Annotated in this window: 14 protein-coding genes; 11 read left to right on the top strand and 3 right to left on the bottom strand. The window is 54.6% G+C overall.

Annotation, left to right across the window (positions count from 1 at the left end):
- Nucleotides 1–57 precede the first annotated feature (57 nt).
- From HY913_08560 to HY913_08515, 10 genes are all read left to right on the top strand, one after another.
- A complete protein-coding gene (locus HY913_08560) occupies nt 58–1,854 on the top strand; it encodes an NADH-quinone oxidoreductase subunit NuoF (GenBank protein ID MBI4963315.1) in 1,797 nt (598 codons plus the stop codon).
- Nucleotides 1,855–1,933: 79 nt separating this feature from the next.
- On the top strand, nt 1,934–4,576 hold the full coding sequence (locus HY913_08555) for a molybdopterin-dependent oxidoreductase (protein ID MBI4963314.1): 2,643 nt from the start codon (nt 1,934–1,936) through the stop codon (nt 4,574–4,576).
- A gap of 21 nt (nt 4,577–4,597) precedes the next feature.
- On the top strand, nt 4,598–5,632 hold the full coding sequence (gene nuoH, locus HY913_08550) for an NADH-quinone oxidoreductase subunit NuoH (protein ID MBI4963313.1): 1,035 nt from the start codon (nt 4,598–4,600) through the stop codon (nt 5,630–5,632).
- A 61-nt stretch (nt 5,633–5,693) separates the two neighbouring features.
- Nucleotides 5,694–6,128, top strand: coding sequence for an NADH-quinone oxidoreductase subunit NuoI (gene nuoI, locus HY913_08545; protein ID MBI4963312.1), 435 nt, complete (start codon nt 5,694–5,696; stop codon nt 6,126–6,128).
- A 167-nt stretch (nt 6,129–6,295) separates the two neighbouring features.
- On the top strand, nt 6,296–6,799 hold the full coding sequence (locus HY913_08540) for an NADH-quinone oxidoreductase subunit J (protein MBI4963311.1): 504 nt from the start codon (nt 6,296–6,298) through the stop codon (nt 6,797–6,799).
- 64 nt (nt 6,800–6,863) lie between these two features.
- A complete protein-coding gene (gene nuoK, locus HY913_08535) occupies nt 6,864–7,166 on the top strand; it encodes an NADH-quinone oxidoreductase subunit NuoK (protein ID MBI4963310.1) in 303 nt (100 codons plus the stop codon).
- 64 nt (nt 7,167–7,230) lie between these two features.
- Complete coding sequence (gene nuoL, locus HY913_08530; protein ID MBI4963309.1) at nt 7,231–9,153, top strand: NADH-quinone oxidoreductase subunit L; 1,923 nt, start codon at nt 7,231–7,233, stop codon at nt 9,151–9,153.
- 20 nt (nt 9,154–9,173) lie between these two features.
- Nucleotides 9,174–10,772: an NADH-quinone oxidoreductase subunit M gene (locus HY913_08525; GenBank protein ID MBI4963308.1), complete on the top strand. Its 1,599-nt coding sequence runs from the start codon at nt 9,174–9,176 to the stop codon at nt 10,770–10,772.
- Nucleotides 10,773–10,796: 24 nt separating this feature from the next.
- The gene (locus HY913_08520; protein MBI4963307.1) at nt 10,797–12,242 is read left to right on the top strand and encodes an NADH-quinone oxidoreductase subunit N; all 1,446 of its coding nucleotides are present in this window, start codon (nt 10,797–10,799) and stop codon (nt 12,240–12,242) included.
- Between the two features lie 532 nt (nt 12,243–12,774).
- Entirely contained in the window at nt 12,775–13,584 is an 810-nt protein-coding gene (locus HY913_08515; GenBank protein MBI4963306.1) for a phosphoribosylformylglycinamidine synthase subunit PurQ, read from the top strand.
- A gap of 95 nt (nt 13,585–13,679) precedes the next feature.
- On the opposite strand, the gene HY913_08510 is transcribed toward HY913_08515, so the two are convergent.
- The gene (locus HY913_08510) at nt 13,680–14,909 is read right to left on the bottom strand and encodes an ABC transporter substrate-binding protein (protein ID MBI4963305.1); all 1,230 of its coding nucleotides are present in this window, start codon (nt 14,907–14,909) and stop codon (nt 13,680–13,682) included.
- Nucleotides 14,910–15,750: 841 nt separating this feature from the next.
- Between HY913_08510 and HY913_08505 the strand changes: the two genes are divergently transcribed.
- Nucleotides 15,751–17,514, top strand: a complete 1,764-nt coding sequence (locus tag HY913_08505; protein ID MBI4963304.1) for a formate--tetrahydrofolate ligase — start codon at nt 15,751–15,753, stop codon at nt 17,512–17,514.
- 672 nt (nt 17,515–18,186) lie between these two features.
- On the opposite strand, the gene HY913_08500 is transcribed toward HY913_08505, so the two are convergent.
- Nucleotides 18,187–18,477, bottom strand: a complete 291-nt coding sequence (locus tag HY913_08500; GenBank protein MBI4963303.1) for a hypothetical protein — start codon at nt 18,475–18,477, stop codon at nt 18,187–18,189.
- Between the two features lie 520 nt (nt 18,478–18,997).
- Complete coding sequence (locus HY913_08495) at nt 18,998–19,777, bottom strand: type III pantothenate kinase (protein ID MBI4963302.1); 780 nt, start codon at nt 19,775–19,777, stop codon at nt 18,998–19,000.
- Nucleotides 19,778–19,786 lie beyond the last annotated feature (9 nt).

The raw sequence follows: 19,786 nt of genomic DNA, 5'->3' as shown, positions 1-19,786 counted from the left end.
GAGAGGAGATTACTCCGGGTTCCAGTAGCCTTTGGAGGGCCCGTTGGAGAATAGTAGATGAGTGCCAGCCCCGTTTCCAGAATGCAGTTCATGATGTGCGCAGGCACAGGATGTATGGCCAGCGGCTCCATAGAAGTGAAAGAAGCACTACTAAAGGAGTTGGCCAAAAGGAACTTGCAGGATGAAGTCCAAATCATCATGACCGGATGCAACGGCTTCTGCGCCATGGGCCCGCTCGTGGTGGTCTACCCTGACGGAGTGTTTTACAACCAGGTCAAGCCCGAACACGCGCCATTGATAGTGGAAGAACACGTGCTCAAGGGGAGAGTCGTCGAAAAGCTCCTCTTCAAGGAAGAGGCGGCAAAAGACCGCGTCCCCTTGATGAGAGACATAGGCTTCTTCAGCCTTCAGAGGCTCATAGTGCTGCGCAACCGCGGCCTTATCGACGCGGAAAACATTGACGAGTACATCGCCCGGGACGGTTACGCGGCCCTGGGCAAAGTTCTGACGGAGATGACTCCGGAAGATGTTATCGAAGAAATCAAGAAATCCGGACTCAGGGGACGAGGCGGCGGCGGCTTCCCAACAGGCTTGAAGTGGGAGGAGTGCCGCAGGTACGAGAGCTTCCCCAAGTTTACCATCTGCAACGGAGACGAAGGAGACCCCGGCGCGTTCATGGACCGGTCGGTCATGGAGGGGGACCCTCACTCGGTTCTGGAAGGGATGGCCATTTCCGGATACGCTATAGGCGCGGAACAAGGTTATATCTATGTGCGAGCTGAATATCCCCTTGCAATTCAGCGGCTCCAGAAGGCCATCGAGGATGCTCGCGATTACGGGCTTCTTGGAAAAGACATACTGGGCAAAGGATTCAATTTTGATATCGGGATCTACCCCGGTGCAGGCGCATTTGTTTGCGGGGAATCCACAGCCCTGATGTTTTCCATCGAAGGCAAACGAGGCATGCCTCGAATCAAGCCGCCCCGGAGCGCTGAAGCAGGCCTTTGGAATCAGCCCACCAACCTTAACAACGTCGAGACCTTTGCCAACCTCAATCCGATTATTCTCAACGGAGCGGACTGGTACGCCTCGATAGGTACGGAGGGCAGCAAGGGCACGAAGGTTTTCGCTTTGACCGGAGCGGTCAACAATGTGGGACTCGTTGAAGTTCCGATGGGGACTACATTGAAGACCCTCATTTTCGATATAGGCGGAGGAATTCCCAAAAAGCGCAAATTCAAGGCCGCGCAGATCGGCGGTCCATCCGGCGGCTGTATCCCTTCCGGAAGCGAAGGCGTGGAAATAGACTACGAATCCCTTCAGAGCGCCGGCGCCATGATGGGGTCCGGTGGTGTCGTGATCATGGACAACCTCACCTGCATGGTGGATACTGCGCGGTTCTTCATCGATTTCTGCGTGGAGGAATCGTGCGGAAAATGCGTGCCATGCCGTGAGGGCCTCAAGGTCATGTACGACAAGCTCACCGACATCGTCGAGGGAAGAGGCGAGGAAGGCGATGTGGAGTTCCTCTTCGAGTTGGGGCATCACATCAACAACACATCTCATTGCGGTTTGGGCAAGAGCGCTGCAAATCCGGTCCTTTCAACCATACACCACTTCCGACACGAGTATGATGCACACATACGGGACAAGCATTGCCCCGCGCTGGTGTGCCCAAGTCTTATAGATTTCGTGGTCATTGAAGAGAAGTGCAAGATGTGCGGTATGTGCTTCAGGAACTGCCCCTCGGATGCGATTATTTGGGAAAAGAAAAAAGTTGCTCGCATCGATACGGAAAAGTGCACCAAGTGCCGAACCTGCATCACGAACTGCAAGTTCGATGCTATCAGATAACTGGCGACCTCGGATGACCCCTGCCACCCGGTAGGGGGCGCCGATGTCCATTCTCAATCCTTTGTGTGAGTAAGTTTCTATGGTTACTCTGACCATTGACGGCGTTGAAGTTACTGTCGAACGCGGAGCCAGTATTCTGGAAGCCGCTCAAAAAGCGGGAGTCCGCATTCCAACTTTGTGCAATGATAAGCGGCTGGTTCCCTATGGGTCCTGTCGATTGTGCATGGTGGAAGTCACTGCCAGAGGGCGAACGCGGACCATGCCGGCCTGCTTCAACCCCGCGCGTGACGGCATGGAAGTGGCAACCCATACTCCCAAGCTGATCGCCGGGCGCCGCATCCAGCTCCAGCTTCTGCTCAGGAGCCATCCGCTTCTTTGCCCGAGTTGCGATGCCGCGGGCAAATGTGCGCTCCAAGACCTTGTGCACGAATATGAGGTGCCGGAGTTGCCCTTCTCAAGGGAATCCAGGTACTTCCATGTGGATAACGATTCTCACTTCATCCGGTTCAACATGAACCTGTGCATCAAGTGCGGAATGTGCGTGAGAATCTGCGACGAAGTCCAAGGCGAAAACGAACTCAGCTTTATCCACAGAGGGATGGAGTGTGAAGTGTCCACGGACTTCGGCCGTCCGCTGAATTGCGAATTCTGCGGCCAATGCGCTCAGGTCTGTCCTGTTGGAGCCATATGCTCCAAGTGGCTGGTGGGGACGGGTAGAGAATTTGAACTTAAGAAGACAGACACCACATGCTCGTTTTGCAGCCTCGGATGCACTCTGACCTTGGGTGAAAAGGACAAAAAGATCGTCTGGGTCAGTTCACCACCGGACAGCCCCAATGAAGGGAGCCTTTGTGTCAAAGGGCGTTACGGCTGGCCGTATGTTTACTCCGAGAACAGGCTGAGCAAGCCGTTGATACGAAAAGACGGGGCTCTGCAAGAGGTTGAATGGAACGAGGCGCTAAGCTTTGTGGCCCAGGGATTCGACAAGATCAAGAAGGCTGCAGGACCGACGAGCTTGGCCGCGTTGGGTTCCGAAAGGCTCACCAACGAAGAGGCCTATATATTCAACCGCTTCGTGAGGACCGTTTTGGGAACGCCCCACTTGGATCATGCGGGCGGTTACGCGTACAGGCCCTTGACTGACGCCTTCGAAGCGGCTCTGGGCTACCCTGCCGGCACCAATTCCATCCGGGAGATCAGGAACGCGGGCGTCATACTGTTGCTCGGAGCAGATCTGTCCGAGACCCATCCTGTCGCGAAGAACGAAGTCATAATCGCTACATCGCGTCATCGAGCGCAAGTCATAGTGGTGGACTCGGTAAGGACCAAACTCACCGATCGGCCCGGTCTGTACCTTTTGATTCCCCCCGGGTCCGAGCATCTAATCGCCAACGCGATGTTGAAGTGGATCATAGATCAAGGGCTTTTCGACAAGACAGCTCTCGACCTCAAGGCTGAAGGACTGGACGAGCTGTCCGCGTCACTGGCCGACTATACAATAGAAAAAGTGGCCAAACTGACTGGCGTTGACCCCGAACTCGTGCGTCAAGCGGCAAAGATGTATGCAGAGGCCCCTCAAGCTACAATAGTGCTCGCCCAAGGCCTGAACCGCCTTGGGAATGGCGTGGAGACGGCTAAGGCCGCTGTGAACCTTGCGCTGCTGACGGGCCGAGTCGGCAAGGAATCCTGCGGCGTGCATGTTTTCGGAGAGAAGGCGAACTTCCAGGGTGCTGTAGACATGGGCCTTGCCCCGGAACTTCTCCCCGGTTTCCACCGTATTACGGACGAAGCGGCTCGGGGCAAGTTCGAGGCAGCGTGGAACTCGCCCATCCCCCAGGAAAGAGGCCTTGACGCGCGGCAGATCCTTGAAAAAGCCGAAACCGGAGACATTAGAGGCCTGTACGTGGTCGGCGAAAACCCTCTGGATACATATCCGAATCGTCCCCAGGTCGAAAAGGCTCTGGACAATCTCGAATTCTTGGTCGTTCAAGACCTGTTCCTCACGTCGACGGCTCAAAAGGCTCATGCGGTTCTGCCGGTGGCTTCATTTGCCGAAAAGAACGGCACTTATACCAGCGCGGACCGATTGGTACAGCGGTTGAGGGCCTCTTCCAAGGCCGGTTTGTCCAAGAGTGACCTGGAAGTCTTCACTGCATTGGCCGCTCTCATGGGAACCCCGTCTTTAACCGCTGCCGGTCCTGAACGAATTATGGAAGAAATAGCGGAACTCGTGCCTGTGTACGCGGGTATCTCATACAAGAGGCTCTCTAATGGCGGCTTGCCATGGCCTTGCGTCGACGCGGAGGACCCGGGGAAAAAGCTTCTCTACGAGGGCGGCTTCCCATCCGGTAAAGCTCGGCTCCTTCCCGCCGCGTCCACGGCAGAAGCAGGCGCTAACGATGGGCTTCCCATGTACCTCATTCCCGGCATTCTGAAATTCCATTCGGGTTCGCTCTCCGCGTCGAGCCCGGCTATGATGGAAGTCTGTCCGGAAGGCGTCGCGGAGATGAACTACAAGGACCTTAAGGCACTGGGACTGAACGGCGGCGAGACTGTTAAGATCACGGCCGCATCCGGCGCGTCCGTTAAGCTGAAAGTGAAAAAGTCGCGCAGGGCCCTGGAAGGTTCCGTGATAGTTCCGTACCATTTCCCCGATCTGAAAATGAATAATTTCACCCGGTGGGAACAGCCGGTGGTGAAGGTGCAGGTTGAAAAGGCTTAATAACCCCAAGAGGTTGCGTTAATGGAATTCGCGTTACCGATCATTCTGTTAGTCGTCAAGGTCCTGTTGGTCATTGGAGCTGTGCTGACTCTTGTGGCGTACCTGACACTTATTGAACGCAAGGTCCTTGGGTGGATTCAGGTAAGACTCGGCCCAAATCGTGTGGGTCCATGGGGCCTTCTCCAGCCTTTGGCAGATGGCGCCAAACTCCTGCTCAAAGAGGAGATAACCGTTTCCGGCGCCAATAGAATAATCTATCTTGCGGCCCCCCTGATCGTGGTTGTCTGTGCGCTGATCCCGTTCGGCGTGATTCCGTTTGCCAAAGGACTCGGCCTGGAGAGCATTCTGGGGTCTGATGCAACCAAGTACGATCTTAATACAGGAGTCGTAGCGGACATCAACGTCGGGATACTCTATATATTTGCTGTTTCCTCGCTAGGTGTTTACGGTGTGGTTCTGGGCGGTTGGGCATCCAACAGCAAATACTCCCTCCTGGGCGCGGTCAGGGCCGGCGCTCAGATGATCAGCTATGAGCTGGGTCTGAGCCTGTCTGTGGTGGGTGTGCTTTTGCTCGCCGGGACGTTGAGCCTGGTAGGCATTGTGGAGGCCCAGGATTCAGTCTGGAAGTGGTACGTTTTCCGTCAACCGCTTGGATTTTTACTGTTTCTGATCGCGGGTAGCGCAGAAATCGCACGCACGCCCTTTGATTTGATGGAGTGCGAAAACGAGCTGGTAGCGGGTTATCAGACCGAGTACAGTTCCATGAAGTTCGGGCTGTTTTATCTTGGCGAGTACGCGCACCTGCTTTTCCTGAGCGCTCTGATGACTACTCTGTATTTCGGCGGGTGGCAGGGACCGGTACTGCCCCCCATCGTATGGTTCATGGCCAAGACATTTTTCTTCGTGTTCCTGTTCGTGTGGATTCGGGGCACCTATCCCCGGCTGCGTTACGACAGGGTCATGAGCTTCGGCTGGAAAGTGCTGCTTCCAGCGGGTCTGTTCAACGTGATGGCGACGGCGTTTCTGTATACCCTGTGGTTGCAGTACACACGCTGACGCAATAAAAGGGATTTCGAGTCAAGGCCGCCGCGACTGATACTTTTTACGAGGTCTAAAGATGATTCTCCCATTGCTACAGGGATTGAAACTGACTCTTCAGTATTTCTTCTCCAAGAAAATTACTCTCCAATATCCGGAGCAGAAATGGGACGTGGCTCCAAGGTGGAGGGGGCGGCATGTCCTGACCAAGCACGCGTCGGGTAAAATTCGCTGCGTGGCTTGCATGCTGTGCGCGACGGTGTGCCCTGCGGAATGTATATCCATAGAAGCTGCCGCTGAACCGGACAACAGAAAATACCCGGAAAAGTATGAGCTGGACCTCGGGCGCTGCATTTTCTGCGGCTTTTGCGTGGAAGTATGCCCCAAAGAAGCTATAGAGATGAGCACAGCCTACGAGCTGTCGGAATACAGTCGAGAGGACCTGATTTTGAACAAGGAGCAGCTCCTGGAGCCACCAGTGGCCAGGTATGAGCCCGTAAAAAAGGCCGGCTGATCCCTTTGAGCGGTAGGTAGGTATTTCCCTGGTTAGGGAACGAGCTGAAACGAAAGATTCAAACAAAGACCCTTTATGTGTAGCCGGACTGGAGACCGCATCGAGTCCGTCTGAACGGGCGCAAAGACCGGCTTGATCCGTTCATTGCCGGAGGTTTTGGAACGTAAATGGAAGCTCTCATTTTTTACGTCTTAGCCGCTATCACTGTGGTCTCCGCTTTTTGTGTCGTACTTTTGCGCAGACCGATTCACAACGTCCTCTTCATGATCCTGATGATGATCGGCCTTGCCGGGCTTTTCATTCTGTTGCAGGCCGAGTTCGTGGCCATGGTGCAGCTCATCGTGTACGCGGGAGCGGTCATGGTGCTATTCCTGTTCGTCATCATGCTCTTGAACCTGGAAAGCTTGTCATTTCCGGACGACCCAAGGGCCGTGCGGTGGTGGGGCGGCATGGTGCTCGCACTGGGGCTCCTGGTCCTGCTGATTCCCGTTTTCAAAGCCTTTGTTCCCCATGTGGTCGGAACTCTGACGCAGCAGAATTCATCGGTGCTGTCGAACACACAGGTCATAGCGAAAGAGTTGTTCACCACTTATCTTCTGCCGTTCGAAATCGCTTCGGTGCTGCTCCTGGCGGCCATCATCGGCGCGGTGGTGCTTGCTCGAAGAAGGTAGAGAAGACACGGAGAAATGCTGAGCGCGGCTTGTCCGCTCTTTACTGATTTTAGGAAAAGCAAATATGGTTACGTTACAGCACTATCTAATTTTGTCGGCGATTCTTTTCGCGGTCGGGGTCATGGGCGTGATGTTTCGTCGAAACCTCATCGTGATCCTGATGTCCCTGGAACTGATGCTGAATGCCGTGAACCTCACTTTTATAGCCTTCTCTCGATATCTGGGCTCCATAGAGGGGCAGATATTCGCTCTGTTCGTGATGGTGGTGGCCGCGGCAGAAGTAGCAGTGGGACTGGCAATCGCTGTGGCGATTTTCAGACTAGAGGGCACCGTCGACGTAAATGACATCGACCTCATGAAATGGTGAGGAGGTTCGGGCCCGCGCCGATCCGTGAGCTTTTCCTCATCTAACATCGTGTTGGGAGCCTCGAATGATTGATCTGGTATGGCTGATACCCGTTTTCCCGCTGATAGGGTTCCTGATCAACGGCCTCTTTGGGCGGAGTTTCCCCGAGAAAGTAATCGGGTGGATAGGCGCGTTGTCCGTGGGCGCCTCCTTCGTAGTGGCCGTGTCGATCTTGCTGCAACTTCTGGGGATGGACCCTGCCGCGCGCTCCGCGCAGAAGGATGTATACTGGTGGATCCTTTCCGGCGAGCTGAAAATTTCCTTCGGCTTTCTCGTGGACCCGCTGAGTACGGTCATGATGCTGGTGGTCAGCGGTGTGGGTTGCATTATTCACGTGTACTCCATCGGATACATGCATGGGGAGCTGGGATTTCGCCGTTATTTCGCATATCTAAATCTCTTCGTTTTCAACATGCTTATCCTGGTCTCTGCCAACAACTTCTTGCTGATGTTCGTGGGCTGGGAAGGTGTGGGACTCTGCTCCTATCTGCTCATCGGGTACTACTACGAAAAGCAGTCTGCCGCGGACGCAGGCAAAAAAGCCTTCGTCGTCAACCGGGTCGGTGACTTTGGCTTTCTTATTGGCATGTTCTTGATATTCGTAACCTTTGGCACCTTGAATTACACTGAGGTATTCGGGGCCGCGACCGATAAGTTGACCCAGGGTGGCGCTCTGGTAACCGCGATTACTCTGCTCCTCTTCGTGGGGGCTACGGGAAAATCGGCTCAGATCCCGCTGTTCACCTGGCTCCCGGACGCCATGGAAGGTCCCACGCCTGTCAGCGCGTTGATCCATGCTGCAACCATGGTCACCGCTGGCGTTTACATGGTGTCGCGCTGCAGCATCTTGTTTGCTATGGCTCCTATTTCGCTAACGGTGGTGGCTGTCATTGGCGGTGCCACGGCCCTTTTTGCAGCGACAATCGGCATCACCCAGTTCGACATAAAAAGGGTGCTAGCTTATTCGACCATCAGCCAGCTCGGGTACATGTTTATGGCCTGCGGCGTCGGAGCTTTCGCTTCAGGTATCTTCCACCTCATGACCCACGCGTTTTTCAAGGCTCTGCTGTTCATGGCGGCGGGGAGCGTCATGCACGCCATGTCCGGTGAGCTGGACATGCGAAAAATGGGCAATCTCAGAAAGAAACTGCGGTGGACCTACGGGACGTATCTTTTCGGCACCCTGGCAATTGCCGGGATCTTTCCCTTTGCAGGGTTCTTCAGCAAGGACGAGATACTGTTCTTTTCGCTTCAAAGGCACATGGGTTTCTGGATCCTGGGCGCGGTCGCGGCTGTCATGACATCTTTCTACATGTTCCGATCGGTGTTCATGACCTTTTGGGGCGAGTCCAGAGTGGAACCCGAAGCCGCGCATCATCTTCACGAATCCCCGCCGATCATGATCGTGCCGTTGGTGATATTGGCCGGCCTGTCATTGGTGGGCGGTTTTGTGGGCCTTCCGATTTGGGAAGGGGCCAATCGCTTCGGAGACTTCATGGCTCCGGTGTTCGCCCCGGCCCAGGCTATTCTTAATCACGGCCACCACGCGGAACACCCGAGCGTGTGGCTGGAAGTGGGCCTCATGGCAGTCTCCTTAGGTATAGCCGTGTTCGGGTACAAGTTGGCCAAGCGATTGTACCTCACCAATCCGGAATTGCCGGACCGTGTGATAGAGAAAATCCCCGAGGTGCACAGCCTCGTGTACAACAAGTATTGGATCGACGAGCTTTACGACTTCCTCTTCGTGAACTCCATCGTCAAATTCTCTCGATTCCTCTGGAAGGGCTTCGACAACCACGTGATCGACGGAATCGTCAACGGAGTGGCAACGGTCACCAGAGGCTTTGGGAGCATATTGAGGCGGCTGGAGTCCGGGCTTGTCAAAGACTACGCTCTGTCCATTCTGGTAGGAGTCCTGGTGGTAATCGGTTATCTGGTCCTTAGATAGGACATGGAGGAATACCGTTCATGGAGAATGTTTCCTTCCCTTTACTTAGCGCGATCACATTCATTCCTCTCCTAGGAGTGGTGATTCTGCTGTTCATCAACAGGCAGTCCCACGAGGCCCTTCGATGGGCCGCGCTGGTTACGATGTTGGTTGACTTTGTGGTCAGCCTTGTGGCCTATGCGCATTTCGATTCCACGAGCGCGGCCATGCAGTTAATTGAGAATCGTCCCTGGGTCAGGGACTGGGGCATCTCCTACAAAATGGGTATTGACGGGATAAGCCTTTTCCTCGTGTTGCTCACAACTCTGCTCGGGCCGCTGACGATCCTGGCGTCTTGGAAGGACATTCAGCACAGGGTCAAGGAATTCCTGGTGTGCTTGCTGTTCCTCCAGGTGGGCATGATCGGCGTGTTCGTGGCTCTTGACCTGTTCCTGTTCTATGTGTTCTGGGAGATAATGCTCATCCCCATGTACCTGCTGATCGGCGTATGGGGCAATCCGGCCAGGAAACTGTACGCGGCCATAAAGTTCGTCCTGTACACAATCGTGGGCAGCCTACTGATGCTTGTCGCCATCTTGGCCCTTTACTTCATAGCAGGGAAGGGCACGGGTGTTTACACTTTCGATCTGTTGAAGCTCTATGAGTTCCCGTTTCCCCTGCAGGCGCAATTCTGGATGTTTCTGGCTTTCTTTCTAGCGTTTGCAATCAAAGTCCCCATGTTCCCGTTTCATACATGGCTCCCCGACGCTCACACCGAAGCCCCGACTGTGGGCAGTGTGGTGCTGGCGGCCGTGCTCCTGAAGATGGGGACGTACGGTTTCATACGCTACGCTATTCCGTTGTTTCCCAACGCGGCTATGGACGCGGCCTGGTGGGTTTGTCTGCTGGCCGTGATCGGCATCATCTACGGCGCGTGGGTGGCCATGGTCCAGGATGATGTGAAGCGGCTGGTTGCGTTTTCGAGTGTGAGCCATCTCGGGTTCGTGATGCTGGGCATGTTTGCATTGACTGTCCAGGGCCTGGAGGGGAGCATAATCCAGATGATCAATCATGGGTTGAGCACTGGGGCTCTCTTTCTAATCGTCGGGATGATCTACGAGAGACGGCACACCCGAATGATCGCGGAATTCGGCGGCTTGTCGAAGGTGATGCCGCTGTTTGCCGTATTCTTCATGATCTTCACGCTCTCCTCGGTTGGTCTTCCAGGCTTGAACGGCTTTATCGGTGAATTCCTGATACTGCTGGGCGCGTTTAAGGTGTACCCCGTGTACGCAATAATCAGCGCTTCCGGTGTAATCTTTGCCGCAGTTTATATGCTGTGGATGTTCCAGAGGGTGATGTTTGGCGTGATTACCAACCCCAAGAACAGGGTGCTCGAAGACATGAGCCCCAGAGAAGTCTTGGTTCTCATGCCACTGCTGGTTTTCGTCGTCTGGATCGGGGTTTATCCGAACACTTTTCTCAAGCCGATGGAGCCTTCCGTTAAAAACTTCATCCAACAGGTTGAGCGCAAGAAGGCGGCTGTCTTGAACGTAGAGAACGCGAAAAAGCGGTCCGCGGTCGATACGGGCGGGTTCTCGGTCACCGCTTTAAATACCGAGTCGAAATCTGAACGTTGATCAATGGTATGAGGAGCAATCGGGATGATTCCAGTACCCGAGATTAATCTTGGAGGCATTCTGCCGGCGGTGATTCTGTGCCTTGCCGGTTTGGTGGTGATGTTGGCGGGCTTGGTCGTCCGCAAAGGAATAGTCACCGTGTCGGCAGTGATAAGTATTGCGGGCGTATTGCTCGCTGTTATGGCTAACAGCCCTCTCCGGGTGTTGAACAAAACGGCTTTTTCGGGGCTGATCATCCTGGATGCCTACTCCTGGTTCTTCAATATCTTGATCCTGCTTGCCGCGGGTCTGACGATACTGTTCTCGGTCCGTTACTTCACGGACGAAGGCCTGCCGTTGTACGAATACTTCGTTCTGTTGCTATTCTCCAGCGCGGGCATGATGTTCATGATTTCGGGGAACCATATTCTTACGATTTTCATTGGTCTTGAGACCCTGTCTATCTCGATATACGTGTTGGCCGGTATTCTGCCTGGGAGCCCAAAATCCAGAGAAGCCGCGCTGAAGTACCTTTTATTAGGCGGGTTTTCCAGTGGGATCTTTCTCTACGGCGCGGCGCTGCTTTACGGCGCGGCCGGGTCTCTTTCTTTGCCGGCACTTGCCAAATTCCTGCAAACCGGGCCCGTCGGTAAGATGGCCATGGCGGGAATGGGGTTGTTACTGGTCGGCTTCGCTTTCAAAGTAGCGGCAGTGCCATTCCACATGTGGACGCCCGATGTGTATGAAGGAGCGCCGTCTCCTCTGACGGGGTTCATGTCGGTGGGAGTCAAAGCGGCTGCGTTTGCCGCGTTTGTTCGTGTTTTCTTTGAGGCAATGATGCCCCTGCAAATCAATTGGGTCCACATCTTGTGGGTCCTCGCCGTGTTGACCATGGTGTTGGGCAACCTTGCCGCGCTCGTGCAGGACAACATCAAGAGAATGCTGGCCTATTCCAGTATCGCTCACGCGGGTTACATCCTGATGGGAATGGTGGCAGCAAACGAAGCAGGCACCTCGGGAGTGCTTTATTATTTGTTGGCATATACCTTTACCAATCTGGGCGCCTTCGGTATTGTCGCCATCGTGGGCAACAAAGGAGAAGCCAACGTTCAACTCGATGATTATCGAGGACTGGCAAAGGCTCACCCTCTGTTGGCGCTCTTGATGTCCATATTTCTGTTTTCCTTGGCAGGAATACCGCCTACCGCAGGGTTTGTGGGAAAATTCACCATCTTCGCCGCGGCCATTAATGCGGGATACATTTGGCTTGTCGTCATCGGTGTCCTGACGAGTGCTGCGTCGGTGTTTTACTACTTCCGGGTGGTCATGAAGATGTACATGGAGGTCCCGGAAGCAGCGCCGGCCAAACTCCAATTCGGGGCAGCCATGGCCCTCGGCCTGACCATCGCTGTTGTAGGCGTGATGTACATAGGTATTTTCCCCACCACTTACCTGAACCTGGCCGTGGAATCCGTTAAGCCGCTGTTCTAGTCGAGACATGGTTTAGTGTTCATTGGCCTTCAAACAATGACACGCTTGGTCCTGGTGGGACAGGCATCCTGCCTGTCACTTTCAGGGAGGCGGGGGCCTCCCCCACCGTTCCTTGTCTCGACATGTTATACCAATGGGCTTTCTAACAGGATATACGAAATCGCTTGCCAATGAGAAGGATCGGAACCTCTGTATGAGCGGATCCGTGTGTCCGTCCGCTCTTTGGGCGCACACGCAGGTGCGCCCCCTACCAAGTCATGTTACTGCCTTGAATGCGAAATGGTATTATACCAATGCGCTTTTGTACAAGTGAAGATAGCGGGCACGGAGGCCCGCCGCCACCGCATTATGGTAGCGGCCGGCGTCCCTGCCGGCCATTCCTAATGTCACTTCGTTGAACGCGCATTGGTATTACCCGGCTGATCACGAATTGGTATAATATGAATGCACATTCCAACAGGGAATGTCCGGGGGAGACGGCCAGCGATTTCCTCGCGTGTAAGCACCTCGACATAAAGAGAAGCGAACAGAAATGAAACTAAATGCCTTAGTGCCTACCGGTCATGGTATCAACTGCGAGCTTGAGACTCGGCGCGCCCTGGAACTCGCGGGTTTTGACCGTATTGACCTGGTCCACCTGAATCTTCTGGCCGCGGGCGAAGCCGATCCCGCGAATTACGGAATAATAGTCTTCCCGGGTGGATTTCTGGACGGTGACGATCTTGGTGCGGCTCAGGCTTGCGCCAATCGAATCAAGCATTCTCGGATCAACGGGGATCGGCTGATCGATCGGCTAATTCGGTTCGTGCAATCCGGCGGGCTGTTGCTTGGAATATGTAACGGATTTCAACTCCTTACCAAATTGGGAATGCTCCCGGCCGTGGAAGGAGACTACACCCGACGAGATTTGACCCTGATGGGCAATGACCAAGGCCGTTTCGAGGACCGATGGGTGAATCTCATTGTGGATCGCAATTCTCCGTGCGTCTTTACGCGGGGGATTGAACGCCTCTATCTTCCTGTGCGGCATGGCGAAGGCAAGATCGTGGGGCGCGATCCCGAGTTCACACGGGGAATCGTAAACAGGCATCAAGCCGCGCTCAGGTATTCTTGGCCGGACCGTGATGATCCGACCACGGAATATCCCTACAATCCCAACGGTTCAGAGATGGCCATAGCAGGGGTTTGTGATCCCACCGGCCGGGTGTTCGGCCTGATGCCCCATCCGGAATGCTTTGTCCACAGGACAAACCACCCCCGCTGGACGCGCGAAGAGCTTCCGGAGGAGGGGGACGGATTGGCAATATTCAAGAACGCGGCAGCATTTCTGAGGGAAAGCTAGAGAAACGCGCCCCTTTTTGGACCCTGGCGGGTCGGTAGTCATCCTCCTGGGACCGTGGGAGCGCACGAAAAACTGCCCGCGCTCTGCTTAACGGATCAGCGGGGCATCTTGCAGCCGGTCTGTTCTACGGGCATGGTGATCTCATCCCCGGGAAATACCTTCAAGGGTTTCAACAGCCTGCAGCGGTACTTGCTGTCGAAATCGGAGGTCAAGCCCCAAGCCGCATCAAGGACCGCCTGGTGATCCTCGGCTCGAATGAGGGTCTTGCCGATAGGAAGGTCCAGAACCAACCCCTCCAGGGCCTTGATCACGCTTTCCTTATTCGTGGTTCCCGCCTTCTGCAATGCTGCGACATAGGCCTTCACTCCGGAATACCCGCCGTGTGCATTGTAATCCGGGGGAAATTTGTATTTGCGGTAGTAAGCGTCCACGAAATCTTGGTTCACTTGTGTTCTGTTCTGCTGGAACCAGTAGAAGCCGCCGATCCAGATCCCTTTTGGCATGTCAAGCCCGAGTCCGTACATCACGTCCACTGAGCTGCCGATATTCACCAGGACCTGCCGCTTTCCATCAAAGAACCCCAAAGGTGCGGCCTGTCTGACGAAGTCAATCAGATTGCCTGCGAACAATGAAATCAGGACCCCGTCTGCATCGGTATTAATCGCCTTCTTGATGTACGGAGCGAAATCCGTGGTCGTGATCGGAGCCCAAACCACATCGGACTGTGAAGCAAAGGCAGTGTCCGACCGCTGCGGCTTGAGGTATTTCTGGAAGTATTCCCAGCACTGGTACCCGAAAAGGTAATCCGGTCCTATTGTTGTCCATTTTTTTGCCGGGAGACTCGATGCAAGAATGGCCGCTGCCTTAATGTTCTGAGGGCCGTTCATGGAAATCCTGAACGTGTACGGATTGCATTTCTCTCCTGTCACATCCGGATTCATCGCGAGCGTGATGATCAGCGGCGTCTTCAAGCTCGGGACTACGGGAACCACGGCATCTGCAACTCCACTAGACGTGATACCCATTAGTACGTCCACTTTGTCGTCGGCTACGAGTTTCTTCACCAACTCGACCCCGCGAGCCGGATTCATTTGCGTATCCTCATAGACCGCGACCAACTTCCGACCTAGCACGCCTCCTGACGCGTTGACTTCCTCAATAGCGAACTCCGCGCCCTGTTTTGCCATGTGGCCGAAGTTAGAGAGCCGTCCGGAGAACACGTAGATAAATCCGATCTTCACGGGTTCCTGGGACAAAGCGGGTGCTGAACTGAGAAATGCTGAAAACGCGAGGATGGAAACGAGACCGTACACGATTTTTTTCATGACCTCCCCCTGGAACAAATTGTTGAAAGTTGGGACGTTGAGAGCGCTTGGAGAACGACGACCTGTGCTCGGGAATTGCGCGGCATTGGACGCATGAGCCCCGCGGCTCGGTTCAATACTGGCACCGTGGCCACATTATGCCCTGTTTGTGGACCTGGGTCCCTACGATCAATTCTGTTAGTGCTGGCAGTTCCGATGCCGTGAAGGGTCAAGCCCGGAGATTTCCACAGGCGGCATGCACAGCCGCGTTGCGCCCTTATTCGGTGGGCGCCAAGCCAAACCCGGCACCACAAACTCGCCCCCTTGACGAGAAGAAGAGAGATGTCAAAGCTGTTGCAATCGGGGTACCACTTATGAGGTGTCACATAAATGTATTGTTTTTCGGCTGATGTCAACAAATTATTCTGTACAACGGCAGTGCGTGAATCACGGAAGGCTTGGCGGCAAGGCACCGCATGTGGGAGCGTTTCCCCCTTGTGGTAGTCTTACACCCAAATGCCGCGATTGTCCTCGGAAGAGGATACGGTTCAAGTCCGGGAATGTCATGGCATCTTGCAGCCACTTCGTACCTACTCTCTATGTGTGCACCCGAATGCGCGCATGGGTGTAACCGTTCCGATGGGAAAGCCTGTTCTGCGAATTACCGACATCGCCATTGATGTCGCTTTCCATGCGCACCTGAACGAGTATTCGTGTGCACTCTTTTTGCTTGCAATGTTCCGACATTAAGACTAATATAATGTGGTTTTCTCGCCGGATCTCAATAAATCGAAAATCCATTTGAGCAACCGATTGCAGCGGGGCAGCCTGCATACGGTGATCATTCGCACAGGAGGTATCGATGGCTCTTGACCCCACAAAGATGGCTGATTGGCAGATTGCCGAAGAAGCCGAAAAAACAATGAAAACCGTCTATCAGCTCGGAGAGGAGTTGGGACTGACCAAGGAAGAACTTCTCCCGCATGGGCACTATGTGGCAAAAGTTGACTTCTCGAAGGTTCTCAAGCGCCTTGCCGGCAAACCAGACGGTAAATACATTGACGTAACCGCCATTACCCCCACGCCTCTGGGCGAGGGCAAGTCCACCAGCAGCATGGGGTTGGTGGAAGGCCTGGGCAAACGAGGCAAGAACGTCGTGGCGGCCATTAGGCAGCCCTCCGGCGGTCCCACCATGAACATTAAGGGCTCAGCGGCCGGAGGCGGCTTGGCGCAGTGCATACCTTTGACGCCGTTTTCTCTGGGGCTCACCGGCGACATTAACGCCATCATGAACGCTCATAACCTGGCTATGGTTGCGCTCACCGCCCGCATGCAGCACGAATTCAATTACGATGACGAAGAATGGGCCAAGAGAGGCCAGCCAAGGCTGGACATTGATCCCCGCAACGTGGAATTCGGCTGGATCATGGATTTTTGCGCCCAGGCCCTTCGCAACATAATTATCGGTATTGGCGGGAAAATGGATGGATTCATGATGCGATCCTCGTTCGGGATCGCCGTGTCCTCCGAGATCATGGCCATCTTGGCTGTTTCTACGGATCTCAAGGACATGCGCGAGAGAATGGGACGCATCGTGGTGGCGTACAACAAGAAAGGCCAGCCGGTAACCACCGGAGACCTGGAAGTTGACGGCGCGATGACCGCTTGGATGGTGGAAGCCCTGAACCCGAACCTGCTGCAGAGCATCGAAGGCCAACCGGTCTTCGTACATGCCGGTCCTTTTGCCAACATCGCAATCGGGCAGTCCTCCATCATCGCGGACAGAGTGGGTCTCAAGCTGGGAGATTACCACGTGACAGAATCGGGGTTCGGTGCGGACATCGGCTTTGAGAAATTCTGGAACCTCAAGTGCCGTTTCTCAGGGTTGAAGCCCAACTGCGCCGTCATAGTAGCCACCATTCGCGCCCTGAAATGCCACGGAGGCGCTCCTGTTCCTCGGCCGGGCCTTCCGATGCCGAAGGAATATGAGGGCGAGAACGTGCCATGGGTGGAAGCAGGTTGTGCGAACCTGGTTAAGCATATTGAGACGGTCAAGAAAGCCGGCATTAACCCGGTTGTTTGCATCAACTCTTTCTACACGGACTCCAAGAATGAGATCGCTGTGGTGAAACGCCTTTCCGAAGCTGCCGGCGCCCGGGCCGCTGTGTCCGCACACTGGCTGAAGGGTGGCGACGGCGCGCTGGAATTTGCAGACGCAGTGGTAGACGCGTGCGAAGAAAAGAACGAGTTCAAACTCCTTTACGACCTGAGCCTGCCGCTCCGCCAGAGGATCGAGCTGATTGCCAAAGAGGTCTACGGTGCAGACGGAGTCAGCTACACCGCGGAGGCGGAAGCCAAGGCCAAAAAGATGGAAGCGGATCCGGAGCTGGCCAAGCTGGGGACCTGCATGGTTAAGACGCATCTCAGCCTTTCTCACGATCCGAACATAAAGGGCGTGCCGAAGGGGTGGATTCTTCCTATTCGAGACATCCTAACTTACAAAGGCGCCGGTTTTATGGTGCCCGTTGCCGGTGCCATTTCCCTGATGCCGGGAACAGGGTCCAACCCCGCATTCAGGCGTGTGGACGTAGACGTGGAAACAGGGAAGGTGAAGGGCGTGTTCTAAACGATTCACCAAATCACCTCATTTGTTATATGCATGACCCCGCCGATAAGGGTAACCCCCGGCGGGGTCTTTTTTCGTCCCGAGGACCTGGCTCGGAATGCATACCGGGAGGCTCTGCCTCCCCAATCACATTGAAATGACGCAGCTTCCTGGTAGAGCCTAGAAGCCAGATATAGAACAAGTAACCCCGCCGGCGGCTGCAATGCCGCCGGCGGGGTTACCGCCTGAATGACCATGTTTTCCGGACTTACCCTTTCCTGAGCAAGCCCAGCCTAAATCTCACGTCAACATGAAAGTTAAACCTCCGGGACCCCATCGCCATATCCCGGAGGTTTGAGCCCCGTTCGCACCGGGGGGAGGCGCTACGAGGGCTCGTCCTTACCATAATCACTGATTCGGTAAGAGCAAGGCGGCAAGGTCAAACCAGAAGGCATGGATCGCCAGCAACCACAGATAAGAACCGACGTGGGAGAGATCGTAGAGATTGGGCGAGATACCGAGTCTATTCGGTCAATTGAGCGTGGTGGGCGCCCTGGTCATTTTGAGGCTTCCGGAAACGCGAACTGTTCGCTACATCATCTGGCATGGCCAGACCGTGAGTAACAATGACCGTCCGCGCCCACTACGCAATTAGGGGCATGGGTTTATGTGCCTGGATTCCTGACGATCGTGTCAGTAACCATAACCGCCAAATCCGAATCCGCCGAAGGGCCTGAAGCCGCCAAATCCAAAGCCGCCTCGTTTGCCCATTCCATAGCCGCCACCCCAGCCGTAGCCGCTGTAGCCGCAACCGTAGCCACCATAGTAGGGATAATATCCATATCCGGAATAGGTGGCGGGATAAGCGCTGTAGTACCCCCCGTAGCCTCCGCCGTACCACCTGGCATCAGATGTCAACGGCAGCATGGCTCCCATCATCAGGACGGAAAGTACCATAATTCCAACCAGCAGTGACTTATACATTACTCATCCTCCATACAAGTTCGTAATTTCGCGAGACTCTTCTCGCTTGTCGGTTTTGAGCACAATAATTCGTGGCGGTTATTCCCTCCTCGGTGACACGATCACAAATAAGTGGAAGGAAAGACTCACCTACCCATAACAGTTTTAATTGATCCACAAGTTGTCAAGCACACGAACCCCCCATTTATTTGTTTAGTGACACTTCGATGTTTGAAAGGTTTCATTCTGGTGGGCGGACGAAGAAGTGTAGCGTTTTTTCAAATTCCTTTCCGAACGAAACATTCCGGTTGTCCCGCCGAACCCTCAATCGTGGTCCTTGCCAACACCCGGGATCGTGCCGCGTTCCAGGACATTTATTTCGGCCTTGACTACTGTGGCGACGTGAAATGGACTTTGCGGAACACGTCCGGAGGGCACGGCGTGCCGTGCCCGAAAAACTAGGTCAAGTTAGATAACGAAATAGTGTTCGCTCAATTCGTGCAGAAAACGGTGAAGGCAGCCGGCGCCTCGCTCTTTTCGCTCAGCCTTTTTGGGGAGGGTTGTTTCTGTAGTAAATGATACGAAGTCCTTCCATGGTCAAGTCTTCATCGATGTGATCCACCAGTCGCGTCTGGGCACAGATGGTCTTCGCGAGTCCACCCGTAGCCACCACCTTCGGCCTGGCGCCTAGTTCCTCGAACATGCGCGTAAGAATGCCGTCCACCAATGAAGCATAACCGAATACGATGCCCGATTGTATGGCCGTAGCAGTGTCTTTGGCAATGACCCTCTGTGGCGCGACCAATTCCACCCTAAAAAGCTTGGAAGCTTCGTGGAACAAGGCTTCTGCGGCGATCTTCACCCCGGGCGCGATCGCTCCTCCTTCATACTCGCCGGCCTTATTTATGTAATCAAAGGTGGTAGCCGTTCCGAAATCCACGGCTATCAAATCGCATCGCCACCTTTCGTACGCAGCCACGGCATTGACGATTCTGTCCGCGCCGACCTCCCTGGGGTTGTCGTACCTGATGGGCATTCCCATCTTGATACCTGGTCCGACAAATAAAGGAGTTACCTTGAGGTAATTCCTGCATAGATCGTCGAGGGCCCCAATTAGAGGTGGAACCACGCACGAAATTATGGCCCCGTCTATACGAAAACGCGGCATGTTCTCTATCGCAGCAAGGTCGTGCAGGATCATTCTGTACTCGTCCGCGGTGACGTCTTCGAGAGTACGAATCCTCCAGATACCGACTCGTGTATCACCCTCGTAGACCCCTATGACGGTGTTGGTGTTTCCGACATCAATGGCAAGGAGCATGAGCTTGGC

This window comes from Desulfomonile tiedjei, assembly GCA_016212925.1.
Classification (GTDB): domain Bacteria; phylum Desulfobacterota; class Desulfomonilia; order Desulfomonilales; family Desulfomonilaceae; genus JACRDF01.
Note: the sequence above shows the minus strand (reverse complement) of the source record. Positions and strands in the feature narration are given on the sequence as shown.

Coding starts and splice junctions, on each gene's coding strand:
- HY913_08540 (MBI4963311.1), top strand. CDS start 6,296: ATGGAAGCTCTCATTTTTTACGTCTTAGCCGCTATCACTGTGGTCTCC.
- HY913_08520 (MBI4963307.1), top strand. CDS start 10,797: ATGATTCCAGTACCCGAGATTAATCTTGGAGGCATTCTGCCGGCGGTG.
- HY913_08505 (MBI4963304.1), top strand. CDS start 15,751: ATGGCTCTTGACCCCACAAAGATGGCTGATTGGCAGATTGCCGAAGAA.
- nuoL (MBI4963309.1), top strand. CDS start 7,231: ATGATTGATCTGGTATGGCTGATACCCGTTTTCCCGCTGATAGGGTTC.
- HY913_08510 (MBI4963305.1), bottom strand. CDS start 14,909: ATGAAAAAAATCGTGTACGGTCTCGTTTCCATCCTCGCGTTTTCAGCA.
- HY913_08500 (MBI4963303.1), bottom strand. CDS start 18,477: ATGTATAAGTCACTGCTGGTTGGAATTATGGTACTTTCCGTCCTGATG.
- HY913_08495 (MBI4963302.1), bottom strand. CDS start 19,777: ATGCTCCTTGCCATTGATGTCGGAAACACCAACACCGTCATAGGGGTC.
- HY913_08560 (MBI4963315.1), top strand. CDS start 58: ATGAGTGCCAGCCCCGTTTCCAGAATGCAGTTCATGATGTGCGCAGGC.
- HY913_08555 (MBI4963314.1), top strand. CDS start 1,934: ATGGTTACTCTGACCATTGACGGCGTTGAAGTTACTGTCGAACGCGGA.
- HY913_08515 (MBI4963306.1), top strand. CDS start 12,775: ATGAAACTAAATGCCTTAGTGCCTACCGGTCATGGTATCAACTGCGAG.
- nuoI (MBI4963312.1), top strand. CDS start 5,694: ATGATTCTCCCATTGCTACAGGGATTGAAACTGACTCTTCAGTATTTC.
- HY913_08525 (MBI4963308.1), top strand. CDS start 9,174: ATGGAGAATGTTTCCTTCCCTTTACTTAGCGCGATCACATTCATTCCT.
- nuoH (MBI4963313.1), top strand. CDS start 4,598: ATGGAATTCGCGTTACCGATCATTCTGTTAGTCGTCAAGGTCCTGTTG.
- nuoK (MBI4963310.1), top strand. CDS start 6,864: ATGGTTACGTTACAGCACTATCTAATTTTGTCGGCGATTCTTTTCGCG.